At 63.8% G+C, this 20,533-nt stretch carries 22 protein-coding genes and 1 tRNA gene; 15 read left to right on the top strand and 8 right to left on the bottom strand.

From position 1 onward, the window contains the following. Positions 1-124 precede the first annotated feature (124 nt). The 7 genes from ACTEK7_RS02525 (at position 125) to ACTEK7_RS02495 (ending at position 4,549) form a co-directional block, all read left to right on the top strand. Positions 125-200: transfer RNA gene (locus tag ACTEK7_RS02525), tRNA-Lys, on the top strand. 1,190 nt (positions 201-1,390) lie between these two features. Continuing rightward, a complete protein-coding gene (locus tag ACTEK7_RS02520) occupies positions 1,391-1,738 on the top strand; it encodes a response regulator (RefSeq protein WP_036012559.1) in 348 nt (115 codons plus the stop codon). Between the two features lie 116 nt (positions 1,739-1,854). After that, complete coding sequence (locus ACTEK7_RS02515; RefSeq protein ID WP_225112455.1) at positions 1,855-2,046, top strand: hypothetical protein; 192 nt, start codon at positions 1,855-1,857, stop codon at positions 2,044-2,046. Between the two features lie 248 nt (positions 2,047-2,294). Further along, on the top strand, positions 2,295-2,510 hold the full coding sequence (locus tag ACTEK7_RS02510) for a hypothetical protein (protein WP_225147079.1): 216 nt from the start codon (positions 2,295-2,297) through the stop codon (positions 2,508-2,510). A 983-nt stretch (positions 2,511-3,493) separates the two neighbouring features. Beyond that, complete coding sequence (locus tag ACTEK7_RS02505) at positions 3,494-3,688, top strand: hypothetical protein (RefSeq protein ID WP_225112456.1); 195 nt, start codon at positions 3,494-3,496, stop codon at positions 3,686-3,688. Between the two features lie 207 nt (positions 3,689-3,895). After that, positions 3,896-4,054 carry a hypothetical protein gene (locus ACTEK7_RS02500; protein ID WP_164936882.1) on the top strand — a complete coding sequence of 53 codons (159 nt, stop codon included), beginning with the start codon at positions 3,896-3,898 and terminating at the stop codon, positions 4,052-4,054. Positions 4,055-4,378: 324 nt separating this feature from the next. Then, entirely contained in the window at positions 4,379-4,549 is a 171-nt protein-coding gene (locus tag ACTEK7_RS02495) for a hypothetical protein (protein WP_167361663.1), read from the top strand. Positions 4,550-4,562: 13 nt separating this feature from the next. On the opposite strand, the gene ACTEK7_RS02490 is transcribed toward ACTEK7_RS02495, so the two are convergent. Together ACTEK7_RS02490 and ACTEK7_RS02485 are read right to left on the bottom strand one after the other, a co-directional pair. Beyond that, on the bottom strand, positions 4,563-5,234 hold the full coding sequence (locus ACTEK7_RS02490; RefSeq protein WP_225147080.1) for a hypothetical protein: 672 nt from the start codon (positions 5,232-5,234) through the stop codon (positions 4,563-4,565). 1,275 nt (positions 5,235-6,509) lie between these two features. Further along, entirely contained in the window at positions 6,510-9,608 is a 3,099-nt protein-coding gene (locus tag ACTEK7_RS02485; RefSeq protein WP_057029353.1) for a DEAD/DEAH box helicase, read from the bottom strand. A 538-nt stretch (positions 9,609-10,146) separates the two neighbouring features. On the opposite strand from ACTEK7_RS02485, the gene ACTEK7_RS02480 reads away from it, so the two are divergent. Next, positions 10,147-10,392: a hypothetical protein gene (locus ACTEK7_RS02480; protein WP_463671660.1), complete on the top strand. Its 246-nt coding sequence runs from the start codon at positions 10,147-10,149 to the stop codon at positions 10,390-10,392. A 4-nt stretch (positions 10,393-10,396) separates the two neighbouring features. Here the strand turns inward: ACTEK7_RS02480 and ACTEK7_RS02475 are convergent, their stop codons facing one another. Beyond that, on the bottom strand, positions 10,397-10,789 hold the full coding sequence (locus ACTEK7_RS02475; protein WP_157286040.1) for an NUDIX hydrolase: 393 nt from the start codon (positions 10,787-10,789) through the stop codon (positions 10,397-10,399). A 134-nt stretch (positions 10,790-10,923) separates the two neighbouring features. Further along, positions 10,924-12,003 carry an AI-2E family transporter gene (locus ACTEK7_RS02470; protein ID WP_370107652.1) on the bottom strand — a complete coding sequence of 360 codons (1,080 nt, stop codon included), beginning with the start codon at positions 12,001-12,003 and terminating at the stop codon, positions 10,924-10,926. 227 nt (positions 12,004-12,230) lie between these two features. Between ACTEK7_RS02470 and ACTEK7_RS02465 the strand changes: the two genes are divergently transcribed. Together ACTEK7_RS02465 and ACTEK7_RS02460 are read left to right on the top strand one after the other, a co-directional pair. After that, entirely contained in the window at positions 12,231-12,458 is a 228-nt protein-coding gene (locus ACTEK7_RS02465; RefSeq protein ID WP_057029249.1) for a hypothetical protein, read from the top strand. A 102-nt stretch (positions 12,459-12,560) separates the two neighbouring features. Beyond that, on the top strand, positions 12,561-12,863 hold the full coding sequence (locus tag ACTEK7_RS02460; protein ID WP_027575377.1) for a hypothetical protein: 303 nt from the start codon (positions 12,561-12,563) through the stop codon (positions 12,861-12,863). 597 nt (positions 12,864-13,460) lie between these two features. Here the strand turns inward: ACTEK7_RS02460 and ACTEK7_RS02455 are convergent. Further along, complete coding sequence (locus ACTEK7_RS02455; RefSeq protein ID WP_225147081.1) at positions 13,461-13,676, bottom strand: hypothetical protein; 216 nt, start codon at positions 13,674-13,676, stop codon at positions 13,461-13,463. 653 nt (positions 13,677-14,329) lie between these two features. On the opposite strand from ACTEK7_RS02455, the gene ACTEK7_RS02450 reads away from it, so the two are divergent. The 3 genes from ACTEK7_RS02450 to ACTEK7_RS02440 all read left to right on the top strand — a co-directional run bounded on the left by ACTEK7_RS02450 (position 14,330) and on the right by ACTEK7_RS02440 (position 15,998). Further along, entirely contained in the window at positions 14,330-14,917 is a 588-nt protein-coding gene (locus tag ACTEK7_RS02450; protein WP_036012580.1) for a formyltransferase family protein, read from the top strand. 240 nt (positions 14,918-15,157) lie between these two features. Beyond that, on the top strand, positions 15,158-15,508 hold the full coding sequence (locus ACTEK7_RS02445; RefSeq protein WP_036012597.1) for a hypothetical protein: 351 nt from the start codon (positions 15,158-15,160) through the stop codon (positions 15,506-15,508). Further along, a complete protein-coding gene (locus ACTEK7_RS02440) occupies positions 15,453-15,998 on the top strand; it encodes a hypothetical protein (RefSeq protein WP_074447965.1) in 546 nt (181 codons plus the stop codon). The genes ACTEK7_RS02445 and ACTEK7_RS02440 overlap by 56 nt, the downstream gene beginning before the upstream one ends. Before the next feature lie 51 nt (positions 15,999-16,049). On the opposite strand, the gene ACTEK7_RS02435 is transcribed toward ACTEK7_RS02440, so the two are convergent. Continuing rightward, a complete protein-coding gene (locus tag ACTEK7_RS02435) occupies positions 16,050-16,448 on the bottom strand; it encodes a RidA family protein (protein ID WP_225147082.1) in 399 nt (132 codons plus the stop codon). A gap of 152 nt (positions 16,449-16,600) precedes the next feature. Between ACTEK7_RS02435 and ACTEK7_RS02430 the strand changes: the two genes are divergently transcribed. After that, entirely contained in the window at positions 16,601-17,476 is an 876-nt protein-coding gene (locus ACTEK7_RS02430; RefSeq protein WP_036012600.1) for a DMT family transporter, read from the top strand. 201 nt (positions 17,477-17,677) lie between these two features. Then, entirely contained in the window at positions 17,678-19,111 is a 1,434-nt protein-coding gene (locus ACTEK7_RS02425; RefSeq protein WP_225147083.1) for a caspase family protein, read from the top strand. Between the two features lie 191 nt (positions 19,112-19,302). On the opposite strand, the gene ACTEK7_RS02420 is transcribed toward ACTEK7_RS02425, so the two are convergent. Further along, on the bottom strand, positions 19,303-19,542 hold the full coding sequence (locus ACTEK7_RS02420) for a BrnA antitoxin family protein (RefSeq protein WP_036012607.1): 240 nt from the start codon (positions 19,540-19,542) through the stop codon (positions 19,303-19,305). 3 nt (positions 19,543-19,545) lie between these two features. After that, positions 19,546-20,523, bottom strand: coding sequence for a cysteine synthase A (gene cysK, locus ACTEK7_RS02415; RefSeq protein WP_036012610.1), 978 nt, complete (start codon positions 20,521-20,523; stop codon positions 19,546-19,548). Positions 20,524-20,533: the final 10 nt, after the last annotated feature.

The following is a 20,533-nucleotide window of genomic DNA, read 5'->3' as shown; positions in this document are numbered from 1 at the left end:
GCCGAAGGCATGATCCGGAAACAGCCGGTTTTCCCCGCGACGCGATCTCTAGGCGAAGCGGCAAGACATGCCTCTCGAATGTCCGAACACGATGGCGATCTCTTCGAGCCATCAGCGGCCATGGGAGCGCGTAGCTCAGCCGGTAGAGCACGTGACTTTTAATCACGGGGTCCTGGGTTCGAGCCCCAGCGCGCTCACCAAGCTAATCAAGCACCTAGAGCCAAAATTCAGCCCTTCGAGTTGAGGGGATTTTTGGGGCCTGCACACAGTGTGCACACTCGCCGGGTGCAGCCATGACCGCCATCGATATTGTCGGCTGGGTTCTCTTGGCAGTGGTTCTGGTGCTAACCCTAGGCTTTGCGAAGAAGCCGCCAACGTGAGCCGTGCCATTCACAGCGGGTTCATACGTGCTGAGGCACGCTGCGCCCCATGGAGATTCTCAGATGATCGTTTCCGTGCTCGCCGCAGCATTACTTATGGGCCCGCCCGTGCCGGGGCTGGTTCAGCCACCCATCCAGCAGGTCCAGTATGGTGTGCCAAGACACCCGCCTCCATGCGGCCACGGTTGGGACCTGAGCGCCCGAGACGGCATGTGTTATCCGAACGGGGCCCTCCCTCCTCAAGAACAGGCTGCGCGGCAGTACTATCATCGCGGCGGCGGAGGTTACGGTGGAGGCTACGGTAGACATCCCGTCCGATGCGGCCACGGCGCCGACGTCGATATTCGAGACGGTCGGTGCTACCCCAACGGCACGGTGCCGCCACAGTTTCAGCAGGGCCGGCAGGGATATTACGGTTATGGCGACTATTATCACCGCCCAAGGCGCCATTACTATTAAGCTATCAAAGGCCCGCCAGCGCGAACCGGCGGGCTCCTGTCACAAGCCTGTGGCATGTCCGTTGCACAGTCGAAGCCAACTGGGATTTCAGCGCTCAGTTTGAGAATGACACGCTGCCGGGACATGTATTTCGAGCCCGGCAGCGTTCGAATTCGAGACTCGTGAGACAACCGCTATGGCATGAGCAGAATCAAGCGCACGGGCACATTTCCGGAGCCTGCTGCTTCGCCTCCTCCAAATCATCGTCCTCAGCGTCGCTGTCGTCCTGCTCCATGTCGGTGAAATAGTCGCCTCGCATGCTCTTGGTTCATTGCCCGATCCAGGCTCCCGGCCCTGGGTTCGAGCCCCAGCGCGCTCACCAATAAAATCAAGTAGCAAAAATCGAAATGCCGTCCGGCTCAGCAGGTGGGCAGGAACAAAGGTCACCCGTTCCAGCTTGAGTCTCGCTGGCTCGTCGGCCGAGTTGGCGGAGGCGGCGCCGACCAGCCGGCACTATGTTTTCTGCGCATGGGTCCTCATGTCGTGGACGAAGAGCGCGACTGGAGGGAGACTTGCGGGTTCTTGTAGCCGAAGACGAAGACCTGATCCGGGACGTGGTGGTCGACATCCTGGAGACTCACGGGCACGAGGTGATGGAAGCTGATAGCGGCGAGCGCGCGCTCGAGCTCTGTGCCGAAGCCACACCCGATCTCTTGTTCACCGACATCAGGTTGGCGGGCTCGCTGACGGGCTGGGATGTCGCCATCCAGTGCAGGCAATCCAATCCGCGCATGCCTGTGATCTACGCCACCGGCTACACGCACGCCGCTCCGCGTCCGGTGTCCGGCAGCATCATGCTCCAGAAGCCGTTCGGGCTTGAACGCCTCTTGGAAGCGATGCAGTCGCTCGCGGGCGATTAGCTGCAGCCAGCCGCGGTCAATGCTTTGCAGACTGACAATTGTCAGTCGTTCGACTCCACGCAGGAACGAAGGGCCTTCCGCACGCTTTGGCAGGAATGCCAAATGTCTCGCCCGGGATGGTCAGGCCGCTGCGGCTCGCTCTGCTGTATGGGCACCTGATCGCGCGGGGCACGCGGCTGTATCATCCGGGCGGCTCGCAGCCGGTGTGCAGCCTGTCATTTGCCAAGCAAATGGTCGAGGCGGGTTTGCTCTGCGCAAATGGCGAGAGCTTCGAGCTGACGCAGGAAGGCCGGAGCTTCGCCGGTTGATGCGCACATCATTGGCTTCCCCACGAACTCAACAACCGCTGGCGCGTGACCAGGGTCGTGAAGTCAAGCGAGGCGTTCCAAGCAGCCCGCCCGCCGGATCTGACAATCTACGGTGACAGTGCACTCAACTGTGAACGAAAACTCGACCAGTTGCCATTTTTTCCCGAAACGATTCACATATGCGAATGAAGCTACAAAGAAGAATGCCGCTTCCTGAGAGGTGCTGGGCAAATCGGGAGCATGCTTCATTGACTGACGAGGTTCCGTCGCAAAGCCGATTTTTCATTCGCATGGGCGGCAAGGGTTGGATGGTCTACGATCGAGAACGCAGGGGCCCAGCACTGATCGGGACCGATATGGCGGCCAATCTGACCAAGGAGCGAGCTGAACAATTGCTACTTCTGCTGATGCCCTCACGCGCGGAGAGGTCGCGTGCGGCGAACGATGGTGGTTCGCCAGCGTGAACCGGTAGGCCCAATGGTTGCGGCCTCCTTTCTCGCGCGCCGCATTCGAACGTGTTCACCGGCCGCCGTTCGCGTTGCCGTCGGGGCTGGTTCTGGCCTAGACCTCGAAAATTTAATGCTGGACGGTATCTTTTGAGACACCCAGCTCGAATGTTTGAGCAGACGATATCACCCGGCGTGCCACGCTGAGTGGTGCGTCGGGCGGCCTCGGTGTGTCCGCAGCCAGCCCCGGGACGCCCGGGGCCGTTCCTTTGGATTCACGTTTGTTGATGCAGGAACGTCCCTCCAGGACGAACATGTCGTTACCGGGGCCGGCAAGTTTCATCTCGGATCTATCGTAACCCGGTAGGGCCGCTGTTCCAGAGCGGCGGCCCTTGTTCTGAAGCGTGAACCGGGGGCCGCGCCTAGCGCCTCTTTGGCCGATCGGTTTCTGCTGATCGCGATTTAGGGTTGCCACCCTTGCGAATTGTCGGGGGCGGCTTGCCCGCGTGACTATGCCTCTCTTGCATTTGCTCGGCTGCGACTACGCGCGAGCGCAGATCTTCCAATGCGGAAAGCCCAGAAGCAAGCTCATCGAAACGCTGCTTCAGAACAGCGGTGTGATCGAAAGTGCCCATGTACCCCCTCCGTCAACGAGCCGACCGAAAAGTGGGAAAATCATGCAATCGAGGAATGCAGAGGCATGGAGTCAGTTCCTTTGAAGAGTGCTGCGCCGTTGTCGCAGTTCGTGCGATGCGACTCGGCTCCTCCATCCGCGAACGCTCAGAGGCAGGCGCCACGGCCACGATCGCAAATCGCGGCTAGCGCCAATGACGGCCCCGACCGTGGGGGGCTTTTGGGGTGTGAGGCCGGGGCCGCTGGAGGTGCTTGGACCTTTGGGGAAGGCCAAAGCCACCGAAGACTAGGAAAAATCGGCAATCGCTTCTGCTCGCTTTCGCACATTGCTTGTACGTTTTGTTTGCGCAGAACGAAGCCAATTGCCAATGAAGGATTATCTGGCGCAGATCGAGAAACTTGGCAAAGATGCGGCCGAACGCGCCCTGATCCGCGACTTGGCTACCGATCCAGCCAAGCGCGAAGTGTTCGACAGGCTCGCAAGCCACCTCACGGTCCTTGCTGACCAAGTGGAAATGGCGATGGTTGAGCGGAAGGCCGGGACCGACCCGTCTCGGCCTTAGAAGCACGCCGCGGATCCGGTGCCCGATCCGCGCAGACATGGCCCAGTGATTTTGTGGCTCCAGGCTTCGAAGCCGCAGTGGTGGTCGACATGCTGAGCGGAGCTGCGGAGATGCTGATGCACCGCCAATCCAGATCAGCATGGGAACGTTTCGATCGGCACTGAGTCCTACAGGCGCAATCCATCCCGTTTCCTCGTGGATCGAACGATGGAAAAAGCACTCGCCTATGCCATCTCGGCGGCCCTTGTGGGCTTCGGTCTTTTGATCTTTTTCGCCGGTCTGTCTTCCAGCTCGCCCGCCTTATGGACGATCGTCGCGCTGGTCCCGATCACGATCGGGATCGTGAGCGCCTTTGGTCCTGTGTGACTTGATGTGGAAACCAGGGCTTTAGGTCAGCCCGTCTGTATTTTTCGAATCGGCAGCCCGTGTTCGCTCTCTCGGAGCTTCCAACCGCTGGTGACCCGCGTGAGCCATTTCGTCTCGATGCTTCTGCTTGCGACGGCCCTGGTCCTGACGTTGTGCTTCGGAGTGGCGGCCTGGCGCCTCTCGGCAGACAAAGAGGCCGACATCACCGCCACGATTTCCCATCAGGAATACGGTTGGAGGCCAAGGCCCAGCAACTGAAACTTTGACACACCCGCTGACATCGCGCCGGAAACGTGTAGGATTCCCCAAAACCGGAGGAACGGCATGTTTGAAATCAACGGTTTCGACACGGCGGGCGTCGTCAATCTCAAGCGGTCCTCACTCGCCGCGGCCCTCAAAAAGGCCAGGGAGCTGGTCGAGGACGGATGCTGGGACGTTCAGGTCGTTGATCCCACAGGCCGGGTCTATACCTCGTTCGAGGAGGAAGCGGCCTAGCCAGAACGCGTCCTCAGCTCTCCGGCGCCGCCACCGCAGCCGGCGCGGTCAGCGGAGCCCCTCCGATCGACACCGGCCCTAGAGGCCCCAGGGGCTTGGGCTCACGCACCAGCCGCTTGCGCATCGCGGCGGATAGTCCGTAGCGCGCATTCGCTCTGCGAACGGACGATGTCACGTCCGACATCATCACATTCTGCAGCGAGTCGACCTTGGCGATCAGCGTGGACAGCTGCGAGGAGATCTTCTTCACGTCGACCCGCTCGTCCGTGATGCTCTGCCGCAGCGACAGCAGCAAGAGTGAATCCTGCTGCAGCAAGGCTGCATTCTGCTGCAGCGTCTGGTTGTTCTCATGCAGCGAAGCGGTGTGCTGCTGCTGGGCCGACTGGATCTCCTTCAGGGCGGTGACGACCGGATCCGGTTTCGGTGCCGGTGCCTCCTGCCGCGGCAGCAGTTCGGCGAGGCTGGCAACATTCAATGACGGCATGCCGGAGGGCGACGTATAGATGGCCGCCGCGCCGTTGATGGCGAGGGCACACACCGCCAGCGGCAGGATCGTCTTGCGGCGGGGCGTGATTGGCGGCGTTTCAGCTTCCGGGCCTGCGGGTTCCTGCGCGCCTGCAGCGTCTGCAAGGGCGACGGCGTCGAGCTCTTCGGCGAAGCTTAGCGTTTCGAAGGACGTGGTCATTTGCACTGACCCCCCATGGAGCGAGCAACAGGAAGCCGCCCCCTGGAACGCCCTCGCGACGATCCGCTTACGCAGCACCCATACACAACTGCCTAAAATTGTCGGCTTTCTGGATTAATTCCGCGTTAGCGGCGCGGCCGGCGGACGGGCCGGCGCCCCCGGCCGATTACGGATCCGGCGCAAGCTCCTCGCCGCGCATCCGGCAACAGCCATGCCAGCAACGGATTTTCCGAAGTTGGCATAATGCCACTGTTTTGCCCGACAAATCAACGGCCAAGTGACGGCGCCTCCGGCACGGACTCGGCACGATAGGCCTGATCCGGGTCGTGGACCACGCTTGCTTGGGCCACCTCGGCCGCGATGGACGCGCCGAATGCAGAACGCCTTATCGCACAAGCACATAGCTACTGTGCATGGGGTTGTTTTCGCACTTTCCGATTTACCCCCCCCCAGCAGCTCGAACAGCTCGTGCGTCCGCTCAAACCGCGAGCGCCACATGTGCTTTGGTAGAGCGCGATGCACCGAGTCGACCTGTTCCCCCGTCACTCGCAGATTACAAACCTGGTCCTATCGGGCTCGTAACGCGTTTGGGCGACACAGTCGTTCGTCGCTCGACCCGGGCCTTGGCATCCAGCACCTTGTCTCCAGCTCGTGCGGCTCGCGGCCGACTGATCTGGTCCGAAAGGCTCGAGCCTCTCCCTGACAGACTATTTGAACCAACACTGGCGTTTCCTTGAGCCTGTGTTGCCGGTCGGAATCTGCTTTGGGAGAACGCCGAACCAGCGGCCTTTTGATCTTCATTGCTCGTGCCGCTGCCAATTGCGCCGATCGGCAGGCCATTTTGAGCGCGACCAGCCCCGGCATTTCTCGCGGCCTGAGCTGCCGCCCGCGACCTCGCAGGCGTGGCGGGCTGGACGTTCGAATTGGTCGCTTCGCTGTTGGTGCCCAGATCTCCGCCGGGCGCGATGTCCTTCGTCCCCATCCCTGGGGGTGCTGAGGGACCTGCATTGCCCGCACTCGTCCCCATTCCAGAAGGCGCCGAGCCGCCAGCGCTACCTTGCCCCGTTCCCATGCCCGCTCCGGCGGAGCCGGCATTTGCGCCGCCCGCTTGCACCAGGGCCAACAGACATGAGCCTGCGACAATCGTGGCAATCACTGGACGAATGGCATGTGACATCGGACGATCTCCTTCGCCACGCCCAAATTAACTATAATGGTGGAGCAGGGTTTCCGCTACGAATTCGCAGTTGCGAGCGCTGACGAACGCGCAAGCCCCTACCCCTCGTCCAGCAGCTCGAACAGCTCCTCCACCCGCTCGAACGGCGCATCGCGCATCGGGCTGTGATAGACGACGCGGTCGCCGTCGCGTTGCAGTGACTTGCCTCGCGACTTGCGCAGGCGTCCGGGCAGGAACGTCGCGGCCGCAGCTTCAGGCCCGACGTCGAGGCGGATGATGCCGCGTCGCTTGCATTCGATCCTGAGCTTGGCCGCGGCGAAGAAGTCGCGCGCGAGCTTTGGCAAGGGTCCGAAGCGGCGGGAGGTTTCCTCCTCGAGGTCGTCGAGATCGTCCTCGTCGTTGCATCGTGCGGCGCGGGCATAGAGCTCGAGCCGCACCGGCTCGGACTGCACATAGCTCTCGGGCAGCATGTCCCCGACCGGCAGGTTGAGGTCGGGCACCCACAGCTGCTCGTCGCTCTTCTCCGAGGCCATTTTCAGCAGGTGGCTGTAGAGCACGGGCCCGAACACCTGGACGTGGCCGGATTGCTGCTCCGAGAACAAATCGCCCGCGCCGCGCAGATCCAGGTCGCGCTCGCTGATGGCAAAGCCCGCGCCCGGCCGGCTGAACTCCTCGAGCACGGCGAGGCGCTTCTCGGATTGTCCGGACTCCGTCTCGGTGAGCAGATGCGCGAAGGCGCGGATGCCGCCGCGGCCGACGCGTCCGCGCAGCTGGTGCAGTTGAGCGAGGCCGAATTTTTCCGGCCAGCACACCACGATGGTGTTGGCGCGGGGAATGTCGAGACCGCTCTCGACGATGTTGGTCGCGAGCAGGACGTCGGCATGGCCTTCGACGAAGCTCATCATGCGGTCGTCGATTTCGTCCGCGGCCAGCCTGCCGTGCAGGCAGACGATGCGCAGGTCCGGCGCCACGGCCCGCACCCGCGCCAGCATGGGATCGAGATCCTGGATGCGCGGGCAGATCAGGAAGCTTTGGCCGTGGCGGCGCTGCTCGCGCAGCAGCGCCGAGGCGATCGCCGCATCCGACAGCGGCGCGATCCGGGTCGCGACCGGAAGCCGGTGCACCGGGGGCGAGGCGATCACGCTGAGATCACGGAAGCCGGCAAGGCCGGCGGCCAGCGTACGCGGGATTGGCGTCGCGCTCATCATCAGCACATGGACGTTCTTGGCGAGCCCCGCGAGCTTTGCCTTTTCCGCCGCGCCAAAATGCTGCTCCTCGTCGACGATGACGAGGCCGAGATCGTCGAACCTGACGTCCTTGCCGGTGAGCGCCTGCGTGCCGATCACGACCTTGATCCGGCCGCTGCGCAGGCCCTCCTTGGTCTCCCGCAGCGCCGCGCCCGAAGTGGCGCGCGAGAGGTTGCCGACCTCGATGCCGAACGGGGCAAATCGCTTTTGGAATGTCGCGACGTGCTGGCGCGCCAGCACCGTCGTCGGCACCGCGACCGCCACCTGCTTGCCTGACAGCACCACCGCGGCTGCGGCGCGCAGCGCGACCTCGGTCTTGCCGAAGCCGACATCGCCGCAGATCACCCGATCCATCGGATGGCCGGATGCGAGATCATCCAGCACGTCCCGGATCGCCTGGGCCTGGTCGATCGTCGTGAAGTAAGGAAAACGCGCGACGAACTTCTCGTAGGCCGATCCCGGCGGCACCAGCTTTTCGCCGCGCCGCCGCCGGCGCTGGCTGATGTGCTTGGCGAGCGCCTTGCCGGCGATCTGGATCTCGCGCTCGGCCTCGCTGCGGCGCGCCCACCACGTGCTGCCGTCCGCCTTATCGAGCGAAAGCCTGCCGAGCTCGGCGGCGTAAGGCCACATCAAGGCGAGATCGGGCGGCGGCACCAGCACCGCATTGTCGCCGGCGAACTTCAGGCGGATCATCTCGCGCATCGCGCCCCCGCCGGTGTTGACGGTCTGCAGGCCGTCGAGCACGGCAAGGCCGCGCTGGAGATGAACGACCACCGTGCCCTGCTCCGGCGCATCGGCATGGTCGAAGGCCGCGCTCCAGGCGCGCGCCATCGGCTGCGGATGATGCGCGCGGCTGCCGAGCACGTCGGACGCCGTCACCACGACCAGAGGCTTCTTCGCCGGCACGACGAAACCGGCATCGAGATCGGCGAGCAGCGCCGTCTCGCCGCCCCGCCCGCGCGCCGCCTCCTCCCAGTCTTCGCAGCGCTCCGCCTTGACGCCGCTCATCCGCTCCATCACGCGCAGATCGTCCTCGTGCGCGGCAACGAGGATCAGCCGCGACCCGGCCCGGCGCGTCTCCTCGACGAAGCCACGCAACGCCTTCCGGGAGGATGTCAGCTTGGAAAATTCCGGGATGGCCTGGAACGGTGCCGTCCGCGGCAGCACCTTGATGCCCTTGGAGAGCCGCTTCCAATCGCTGCGCCCGAGATATTCGCGCTCCCGCTCGCTGCGGGGCGCGGCCTCCTCGATCGTATCGAGCCATCCGTCGGCATGCGACGGCACGCCGGCATCGGCGATCCATCTGGCGCCCGCGCAATAATCGAACAGGCTGGCGCGCTTGCCGCCTTTGCCGGCAAGGCCGAGCCGCTCCGACATGGGATCGACGAGCAGCTCCCTGGTCTCGAAGATGATCCTGTGCTCATGCGGGTCGAAGGCCACGATCCGTTTGATCGTGTGCTGCGAATGCTCGATCCGGAACGGCCCCAGCGCGCCTGCGGGAAATATCTCGAAGGTCTGGCCGTGGAACAGCGCCCCGCCCGGATAATCCGGCTCATCGTCAAGATCGTAACCGAGGGATTGCAGGCGGGACTCCAGCTCCTGCTCGGAGAACGTGCCGCCCACCTTCAAGCTCAGGCTCAGGCGCGACAGGCTGGCCGGCGGCGGCATCCGCTCCATCACCGCTTCGGCCGTCGATACCAGAAACACCGGCTTCTTGGACTTCGCAAGGCGCCTCAGCACGGAGGCTCTGCGCCCCGCGAGCTCGTGCGAGGGCTCCAGTTGATCGAACGGCAAGGTATTCAAGCGCGGAAACACCAGCACCTCGCAGGCGGGGTCGAGCGCGTGAATGACGCTGCCGAGCCGCTCCGCCCTGTTCTCGCTCTCGGCGAGAAACACGATGCCGCTGCGTCCGGACTGCTTCCATTGTCCAAGCAGATGAAGGGCCATCATGCCGAGAGGCGACGAAGACGAGATCGTGGCGCGCTGCGATCCTTTGCTCTTCTTCGGCGGCTTCTTGGCCACCCTTGCCTTCGTGGAAAGCCTCACTTGGACCCGTTTCTGCTCTTGAACCGCCGCAAACTGAATGCGAGCCGCCTTGCCCCTCGAATCGGCAGCTCGGCGCCATGCATATGGGATTTGCCCTGCGAACGCACCCCTCCTCGATAACGTTCGAGGCGGCGGCGCGATCCTTTCGATCTGCTCTTGGCTGTGAGAATGGAGGCACGAAAAAGCCCCAGCGGTTGGAGCCACGCTGGGGCGTTTCGTTCGAAATGAATCGGTTAAGCAATGACGTCTTCATAGCAGCGGTTTCGCCGCGCGCTTGTGAACTGGTTCACACGTCTTGTTGGCTCGGCGATGTCTGGCGGCATCGGGCCAGGCCGGCATTCAAGCTTTCTTCAGACATTTCGGATCAGCTGACGATCCATTTCAAAGTGATTGTCATCCGCGCATGAGTTCGGTCCAGGTTCAGTGCACGCGGTGCAAGAACGTGTTTCGCGATCGCGCCGGCCGGTTGCAGGACGGCTATTCCAGGCAATGTCCGAGCTGCGAAGTCGTGCTGTTCTTCGCCGAGGACTCGCAGCATCCTTTCATCAAGCGGGCGATGCGCAGTGCGCGCCAGGTCCGCAAGGAGATGCGGGAGCTCCAGGCCGCGAAGCTCGCCGCACCCGAGCCGGAGGTGGCGCAATCGAGGAGGTTTGCTGGCAGGACGCGATCGGCGGCGCGGGAGGACTAGCGGCTCAGCTTCGCCGCCGCTTGCGCGGAAACAGGCGGTCGCGGATGTAGCGCGAGGTCGCCGTCAGGCGGATGCCGCGGGGCTTGTGCCAGGCGGCGCGGTCGATCTCCTTCTTGTCGCCGATCGCCAGCCTGCCCTTGGCGGACTTGGCGATGAAGATCGCGTCGCTCATCTTGCGGCCGGAGCGCTTGTTCCTCGCCTTCACTTCCTTCCAGAGGCTGATCCTGCCGAGCTTCAGCTTGGGCAATTCCTCCTTGATCTCCCGCCGCAGGCAGTCCTTCTCCGACTCGCGCGCACGCTTGCGGCCGCCCGGAAACATCCACAGGCCGTCCGACCGGCGTCTGACCAACAATACCTTGCCGCGCCTGGCGGCAACCAGCTTGGAAGACTTTGCCATTGCTGCCGTTGTCGAAAACAGAATCGACCCAATGGTAACTTGTCTAGTCAAACAGACAAGTTAGCGACGCGCCTTGATCACAAGCCACGAGCTAACCGGCATGGGCGGCTGACACCGCGCTGGCGGGCGCGAGATCACCCCTTCCCCGTCTCCGCCCGGTCCTCGGTCCTGATCCAGGCCATCATCATTTCCCAGGCCACCGACAGGATGATCGGTCCGATGAACAGTCCGACGATGCCGTGGGCCAGCGTACCGCCGATCACGCCGACGAAGATCACGATGGTCGGGGTGGTCAGGCCACGGCCCATGACCAGCGGCTTCAGCATGGTGTCGATGAAGCCGACCAGGACGAAGAACACGGTGAGCAGCAGCGCGGTGGTGACGTCCTTAGCGGTCCAGATCCAGATGATCACTGGCAGCAGCACCAGGAAAGCACCGATCTGCACGATCGAGAGCAGCAGCACGATGAAGGCAAGAAGGCCCGCGCTCGGCACCGAGGCGAGCTTGAAGCCGATTCCGGCGAGCAGCGCCTGGACGATCGCCACGCCAATGACGCCCTGCGCCACGGCGCGGATGGTCGCACCGGCGAGCGAGAGGAAATGCTCGCTTTGCTCCGGCACGATGCGAAACAGGAAGTTGCGGCCGGCCGCGACCAGGCGCGGCCCATGCGGAAACAGGAAGCCGGCCACGAACACGGAGACGAGAAACTGGAGCGTGCCAAGGCCGGCGTCGCCCGCGAGCGAGAGCAGCGGGCCGGCCAGCGGCTGAAGATACGGCGCCACCTCGCGCACCGCCGTCCGAACGTTGTTGTAGGCCTGATCCCAGAGCTCGTAGAGCCAGGGGCCGACCAGCGGCCAGGACTTAAGCTGCTCCGGAGCCGATTGGAGCACGAGGTCGCCGGTGCCGAGCTGGTGCGCCAGCTCACGCACGCCGTCCACCGCGCTGATGCCGAGCCAGGTCGCCGGGCCGATGACGATACCCAGCGTGATCAGGGTCAGGATTATTGCTGCGGTTTTGGGTCGGCCGCCCAGGATCTTGGCGACCCAGCTGAATGCCGGATAGAACGCGACCGCCAGCACGCCGCTCCAGGCCAGGATTGGCACGAATGGGCGGATGATCAGGAAGGTCCAGATGATCAGCAAGGCGAGCAGGCCGAGGCGGATCACGAGCTGGATGACGTCCTCGCCCGTCAGCAACTGACGGAGGCTTTTCACGGGCACAGCTTTCCTTGCGGCATGAACGCAACTTCCGCGCTTGCGGGCTCAGCCGTTATTGCCAGCAACGTATCTGGCGTCAAGACGACCGGCTGCCGGATACCACATCGCCCGCCCCCAACCCGGCTTGGCTAACGCGGGTTAACCGGATTTCCCCGCGCCGGTTTACGCCGCTGCAAATGCTGGTGACTACCTTTCTTCGTAGTCACCGAAACGCATTCTGGGCCATGGCCAACAGCATCTGGACGATCGAAGAATTCACCTGCACCGGTTGCGGCATGAACTACACCGCGACCAGAGAGGAGCACAGCGAGGCTCACAGCGGCAGCTTCAAATGCGGCATCTGCAGCGGCATCGTGCATGCCTGGTCCGGCAAGCACCACTTCTTCGGCTGGCAGGCCGTGAAGACGAGGCCACCGGTGTTCGGGCGGCGCTGGGCCGGCGTCGAATGGTAAGCCGCCTGCGGTGACGCCGGATCCGCCGAATTGCGCCGGCGCCGTTTGCACTCCGTTCACCGATCGCGGCTAGATCAGGACGGATCCTCCGCTTCGAACGCCATGGCCGACCTCAACGCCGTCCTGACCAGGCTCAACGACCGTCTGCTTCGCCTCGAGGGCGAGCTGTTCGTGCTGCGCTCGCTGGCGCGCGCGACATTGACCGCGGGCGACGACCATGCCGCGCGCATGCGCAAGCTGGTCGAGGCCGCAAAAGTCGCGCTCGACGACGAGGCCAAGCGCCCTCTCGACAAGCCGACCCGAAAATATGTCGATGCCGCAACCGCACTGGTAGAGGAGCTGCTGGTCGAACCCACCCCGGCGCGGCCGCTGTTCACGGTGATCGACGGCGGCCGACGCGACTGAGCGCCCGCCTCAGCACGGCGATGACTACCGCCGATACATGCCCGGCGCACGTGCCCCGTGCGGGTAGCACTGTCCCTGCGAGTAATTGTAATCATAGCCGTCCGGACAGAGCCCGCCGCGTCGTCCGTAATATTGAGGGCGACCGTAAGCGCCGGGCGCGTGCGCACGATTCGGGTAGCACTCGCCTGTCGAGTAATTATAGTCGTAACCGTGCGGGCACAAGCCACCACGGCGCCCATAGCCCGAGCCGTGGCCCCCGGTGTAGACACCCGGCGCGTGACGGTCGTTGGGATAGCAGCGGCCGTTCGAGTGGTTGTAATCGTAGCCGTGTGGACATTGCCCGCCCGGACCGCCCCTGAACTGAACCTGCTCCACCATGGGCGCTGTCGGCGCCGCAGGCCCGGTTGCAAACGCAAGCAGGCCGGCCAGCGCAAGTTCGATCATGACGATTCCTTCAAAACACGGGGACAAGCCTATCAGGATTCGCGTCCCACGAAACGACATGGCAATTGACGCATGGCTGGCCTGAACCCCGCATGAACCGGGCTCGGACTGCGACAATGCGTCAACGCCAGGCATCGCGCACGATGCCGACGTCTAGATCGTGGACTTATCCGACTTGAGCCGGCTGAGCCCCGCCTCGATGATCGCGATCTCCTCGTCGATCTGACCGATCGGCAGGCTGAAATCATAGCCGGACCGGCTCTTCAGATCGACCGCGAGCCGCTGGCTGTGCATCATCAGCTCGTCGAGTCCACGGCGGTTCTTCAGACGCACATAGGCGTCGACGATCTGCTCGATCGCGTTCGGCATGAGATCTGTCCCGGCGAAAAGGCCCGGCGGCGCGCCCACGCCGGCGGACGATTTCGGTGTCGCGGTACGCAATACAAATCCGCGACGGATTCGTCGATACGCCAAGCTGGTTGAGATCGTGTTACCGTTCGATGATTTCGTCAGTCGTGGGCATGAAAGGCCGCCCGCGGCCAAAAGCCGGGGTCGAAAACGGATGCGGGTTTGAAATGCACCAGCCCCGGTTGGCGCACCCTTATCAGCCAATCCGAGTCAGCCAATCCGAGGCATCTCTGTTAAGAAACGAAACACAGGAACCCGCTACAGGCTCTCGTCCACGACGCAGGGCCCCAGGCAACGGTAGGCGTCCGAGATCGGCGCCACCTGATGGCGCAACGCCGGTCGGGACCGCCGGGTAAGGCCCGCCAGCTTGGGCCGAAGTGGCCGCCAGCAGTGTCGCGACAGCGAAAAACCCGACGCTGCGCATTGCCTTCGCTCCCAAGCCGATGTCATGCCCGCTTGGAAGGCGCCGGACGGCTCGACGGCGCAATCCCGGCGTTCGCGCAAGCGGCGCCCGGCGCATTGTTGATAACCCACGCAAACGCTGCGCGGGTGGTGACAGGGCATGCGGACGTGTTATCGGGGGATGACGCAGTTGCGAGACGGATCGGACACCCATGCGAATTACCCTCGTCGGCTCCCGCCATTTTGGCGTGACCACCCTGAACATGCTCCGGGAGCACAGCGTCTCGGTCGTCCGGGTCGTGGTGGCGGACGCCGACGACCGCCTCGCCGCGGCGGCCAAGGCGGCGGGCATCGAGGTGCAAGTGCAAGCCAATCCCAAGCTGGTGGTGGCCTCCGAGATCGCCCCGGACACCGATCTGATCATCACCGCGCACAGCCATGCCAGGATCGGCAAGGATGCGCTCGCCGCCGCTAGGCTCGGCGGGATCGGCTATCATCCCTCGCTGCTGCCGCGCCACCGCGGCAAGGCCGCGGTGGAATGGACCATCAAGGAAGGCGACCCCATCGCTGGCGGCACGATCTACCATCTCGCCGACCGCATGGATGCCGGCGCGATCGCCGCCCAGGACTGGTGCTTCGTCAAGAAGGGCGAGACCGCACGAGAGCTTTGGGAACGCGCGCTGGCGCCGCTCGGGCTCAAGCTGCTGGCCGACGTGATCGATTACGCCAAGGTCCACAAGGCGCTACCCGCCAAAGTCCAGGACGAGCAGTTCGCCACCTCCGCGCCGAGCCTCTCCTGAGCCAAGACCCTCTGAGCCAGCCCTCTGAGCCGAAGTCTCCTGGAGCAAGCTCTTTCCGAGTCGTCCTGACGTTTACCCTTAACGTGCGGCGCCCTTGATTCTGCTTCGGAAATTGGAGCCAAAAGCGCAAATAAACCATTGTTCCCAAAGGAACAATTTTCGCTTTGGCATCGCAACAAATTTCCGTCACATTTCGTCCGAATAAGCGTCAACAACTCAGACACATTCAAGGACGAATTCATGCGTTTTGGTCGCATTGCGGTGTTCTGTGCCGCCCCAGTTCTCGCTGGCACCCTTGCCGCCCCCGCCTTCGCCCAGAATCCCTATGACGGCAATTGGCAAGTCACCATCGTGACCAAGAGCGGTTCGTGCGAGCCGACCGCAAGCTCGATGCTGACGGTTGCCGGCGGCAAGATCACCGCGCCCGGCGCTAACGTTTCCGGCACCATCGGCAGCGGGGGACTTGTGAAAGTTTCGATCAATGGTGCATATGCCAACGGTCAACTCAGCGGCAACGCCGGATCGGGGAAGTGGAATGGAGCATCTGCAGGCATACCGTGCAGCGGGCGGTGGGAAGCATCGCGCCAATAAACCAATTGAGGCTCGCGCCCGGAACCGGCGGCTGCTGATCGCGGCCGCCGTTTTGTTTGGGGCTGGGATCGCCGCGACCGAAAGCAGTGCCCAGTCCGGCCCGTTCGCCCCGCTGGCGGGCAGCTGGAGCGGTAGTGGCACGGTCACGCTGGATGACGGCTCGACCGAGCGGATCCGCTGCCGGGCCAAATACGCTCCGATCGGACCGACCATGGAGATGTCGCTGACCTGCGCCAGCGATGCCTACAAATTCAACCTCGGCGCCAACGTGAAGGCCGAAGGCGGCGCCATTGCAGGCAGTTGGTCCGAGACCAGCCGCAACATCTCCGGTTCGCTCCAGGGCCGCGGCAGCGGCGGAAGCTACGAGCTGGTGGCCTCCACCGCGGGCTTCAACGCCAACATCTCTCTCAAGACGTCCGGCAACAAGCAGAACGTCACGATGCGCGCGGACAGTCAGTTCCGCGGCGCGCACATCTCGATGTCGAAATAAGACGCTAGCTCACGCGACAATCGATCCGGCGCCCGCGCCGGATCGATTTTTTTATGGGCCGGGCACGAACGCCGTGACCTCGATCTCGACCTTGGCACGCTCGTCCACGAGGCCTCCGATATAGAGCAGCGTCGAGGGCGGAAAATTGCGGCCGAGCGTTTCCTTCCAGGCCGCGCCAATGCCGGCACCTGCCGCTTCGTACTCGGCGCGGCTGGACAGGTACCAGATCAGGCGGACGATGTGCTCGGGGCCGGCACCGGCCTCGCCCAGCAGCTTGACGATCCGCTTCAGCGCCGTCGCGACCTGGGCTGCCATGTCGGGATCGTAACTGCCGGCCTCGTCGCCCCCGGTTTGGCCGGCGAGTACCACCCATCGGCCCGGCCCCTCGGTCACGACGCCGTGGGAAAAGCCGCGCGGTTTTTTCCACTCGGCCGGCTGCAAGATGCGCATGGGCAATGTCTCCCGATCTTTGTCGTTGTTCGCTGATGCTTAGCATGCCGCCCGGCATCGCTGCATCCGCAGATTTGGCCGTTGCAAACGGCGGCAATGTCGCCGATACCGGCCGCCCCTCCTCTGTCCATCCCTTTCCGTATCCGCCGCAGATGAGCACCACACCGTCGAAAATGATGGCTGCACTGTGGATGGCCGGCTGGCTGTCGCTGATGCTGATCATGGCAGTGGCCGGGCGCGAGACCACGCGCGAGCTGAATGTTTTTCAGATCATGGAAATGAGGTCGCTGGCCGGCTTCGTCTTGCTCTCACCGATCATCTACCGCGCCGGCGGCTGGAAGGTGCTCAAGACATCGCGGTTGCCGCAGCATGTCGGCCGCAATTTGGTGCACTATGTTGCCCAACTCGGCTGGTTCTTCGCACTGACACTGATCCCGATCGGCCAGGTGGTCGCAATCGAGTTCACCATGCCGATCTGGACGGCCGTCCTCGCGGCGAGCTTCCTGTCCGAGCGGATGACGCCATGGAAGATCGCCGCCATCGTGCTCGGCCTCGTCGGCGTTATCGTCATTGTCCGCCCCTCGACCGGGGAGATCAATCCGGGGCAGCTCATCGCGCTTGGCGCCGCCATGGGATTTGGCGTCGCGATGGCGCTGGTCAAATCGCTGACCCGCACCGAGAGTGCGCTCTCGATCCTGTTCTGGATGCTGGTGGTGCAGTCGGTTGCGGGCTTCATTCCGACGCTGTTGGTCTGGACGTGGCCGTCGCTCTATGTCTGGGGCTGGGTCGGCGTGATCGCCGTCTGCGGCACGTTCTCACATTATTGCCTGGCCAGCGCGATGCGCTACGCTGACGCGACGGTCGTGGTTCCGATGGACTTTCTGCGGGTTCCACTGACTGCAACTGCCGGTTGGCTGTTGTATTCCGAGCGGCTCGACGCCTGGACCGTGCTCGGCGCCGCGCTGATCCTGTTCGGCAATTTACTCAATTTGAAGCCCGCTTCGTCGGTTCCCGCCCGGGCCAGGTGAACCTCGCGCCGTCTCGCGCGACAAAACCAAGTGGCCGTGTGATTTGGATCACGTTGGAGTGACACTCCATCGTGCACATTCGGCCACACAGCAGCGGGTTGAACGCAACGGACTGCCGTTTTGGTGGCGCGAAGTCGGGCACTTCGTGTAGGTTCGTGGCCGATTTGTTGCTGCCTGCAATTCGATTCTGGGGATTTCAGAATGCGCTATCTCACCCTCCTCGCTTCGCTGATGTGCATGGCGCTGTCGATCAGTGCCGCCAAGGCTGACCGCCGCGTCGCCTTCGTCGTCGGCAACGGCTCCTACAAGAACGTCGCGCAATTGCCGAACCCGCCGATCGACGCCAAGGCGATGGCGGCCACGCTGCGCAATGTCGGCTTCGAGGTGATCGAAGGCTCCAATCTCAGCCGCGACCAGATGACCGAGAAGCTGCTTGATTTCGGCCGCAAGGCGCAAGGCTCCGATATCGCGCTGTTCTATTATGCCGGCCACGGCATCGCCGTCAGCGGCACCAATTACCTGCTGCCCGTCGATGCCGACATCAAGTCGGAGATGGACGTCAAGCTGGGCGCCGCCATCAACATCGACCTGACGCTCGAGCAGACCATGGGCGATGCCAAGGTCAAGCTCGTCTTCCTCGACGCCTGCCGGGACAATCCGTTCGCCGCGAAGATCAAGTCGAATTCGGCGACCCGCAGCGTCAACGTCCAGAGCGGCCTCGCCGAGATGAAGTCCGGCGAAGGCACGCTGATCGCGTTCGCCACCGGCCCGGGCCAGACCGCACTCGACGGCCAGGAAGGCAACAACAGCCCGTTCACGCGGGCGTTGATTGACAACATCACCAAGCCCGGCGTCGAGATCCAGCAGGCCATGACGTCGGTGCGCGCTCAGGTCAATGAAGAGACCCGCAAGGGCCAGCTGCCCTGGGGCCACACCAACCTGACCGGCTCCGTCTATCTCAATCAGGCGCCGACCACCCAGGTCGCCGCTGCGGCCCCGACCGCGACCGGCATTGTGCCGGCGGCGACCGGAAGCTCGGACGGTGTCGAGCTCGAATACTGGCGCTCGGTTAAGGAGTCCAACAAGGCCGAGGAGCTCAATGCCTACCTCACCGCTTTCCCGAACGGCCAGTTCAAGGCGCTGGCGCTGGCGCGGCTAGCGGCGATCAAGAGCGGCCCCTCGACCGCGACCCGCACGCTCAATGCCGGCGTCGATCCCGCCACCTTCACGGATGAGGCTACCCAAGTGACCGAGGACCAAATCGGTCTCGACAAGAACAAGCGTCGCGACGTGCAGCGTCGACTCACGGCGCTCGGCTTCGACACCAACCAGACCGGCGTCTTCAACGACGAAACGCGGTCCGTGCTCAAGCGCTGGCAGACTGCGCGCGGCTATCCCTCGTCGGGTTATCTCAACAAGAACCAGCACAAGGCCCTGCTCTCGGAAATCGTGGCTGCCCCGGCAACGGCGAGCGACGGCAGCCAGAAGCCGGCTCGGCGCGCCGCCACCGCCCCGGCTCAGAGCAGCGCGCCGGCACCGGCTCCCCAGCCACGCAGCAATCCCGGCGATGCTGCCGGTGCGGCCTTCGTCGGTGGCGTCGTCGGCGGCATGATGGGCGGCATGTTCCGCCGCTGAGAGCGAGACGGATCCCAGACGACAGAAGCCCGGCTCGCGCCGGGCTTTTTCGTTTGTGATCCTCATGGTGAGGAGGCGCGAAGCGCCGTCTCGAACCATGAAGGCGCGCCTCGACCAGCGGGGCCTTCATCCTTCGAGACGCTTGCTTCGCAAGCTCCTCAGGATGAGGAGCTACAGCCCATCCGCGAAGTCTACTTCCCTGCCACCTTGCGCAGCGCCTCGTTGATGCGATCCTGCCAGCCGGGACCGCCCTCCTGGAAGAACTCCAGCACGTCCTGGTCGATGCGCAGCGTGACCTGCTCCTTGATGCCGGGCACGGCGTTTTGCTTGGGCGGCGCCGTGGCGACCTTGGCCGTCACCTTCTTGAACGCCGCCTCGGCCTCGGTCCTGGCATCGCCCAGCGTGCGCGGCCGTCTCGGTTGATCCGCCATGTCCTAGATTCCCTCAAACAGAGCCGTCGAAAGATACCGCTCGGAGAAGGACGGCACGATCGCCAGGATGGTCTTTCCGGAAGCTTCCGGCCGCTTGCCGATCTCGAGTGCGGCGGCGATCGCGGCGCCCGAGGAGATGCCGCCCGGAATGCCCTCATGCCGCGCCAGCGCGCGCGAGGTCTCGATCGCCGTGGTCGAGTTGATCTTCACGATCTCATCGATCACGGAGCGGTCGAGGATGTCAGGGACGAAGCCGGCACCAATGCCTTGGATCTTGTGCGGAGTATGCTGTCCCCCCGAGAGCACCGGGCTCTCCTCCGGCTCGACCGCGACCACACGCAAGCCCGGCTTGCGCGGCTTGAGTACCTGGCCGACGCCGGTGATCGTGCCGCCGGTGCCGACGCCGGCCACGAAGAAGTCGATGCTGCCGCCGGTGTCGTTCCAGATCTCCTCCGCGGTGGTGCGGCGGTGCACCTCCGGATTGGCGAGGTTCTTGAACTGCTGCGGCATCACTGAATTCGGCGTCGTCTTCAAGAGCTCCTCGGCGGCCGCGATGGCGCCCTTCATGCCCTGCGCCGCCGGCGTCAGCACCAGCTCCGCGCCGAGAAAGGCCAGCATCTTGCGTCGCTCGATCGACATCGATTCCGGCATCACCAGCTTGAGCCGGTAGCCGCGGGAAGCCGCGACGAAGGCGAGCGCAATGCCGGTATTGCCGGAGGTCGGCTCGATCAGCACGGTGTCCGGCTTGACGATGCCCGCCTTCTCCATCGCGATGATCATGGCCGCGCCGATGCGGTCCTTCACGCTCGCGGCAGGATTGAAATATTCTAGTTTTGCCAAAATGGTCGCGTTCACGTCGTGCATGCCGGGCAGCCGGCGCAAGCGCACGATGGGCGTGTTGCCGAAGGCATCGACGATCGAGTCATAGATCCGGCCACGGCCGGGTTGGTGCGCTGCACCCGTGTTGGACGATACGTCCATGATGAACTCC

Source organism: Bradyrhizobium sp. JHI2711 (assembly GCF_056156565.1).
Note: the sequence above shows the minus strand (reverse complement) of the source record. Positions and strands in the feature narration are given on the sequence as shown.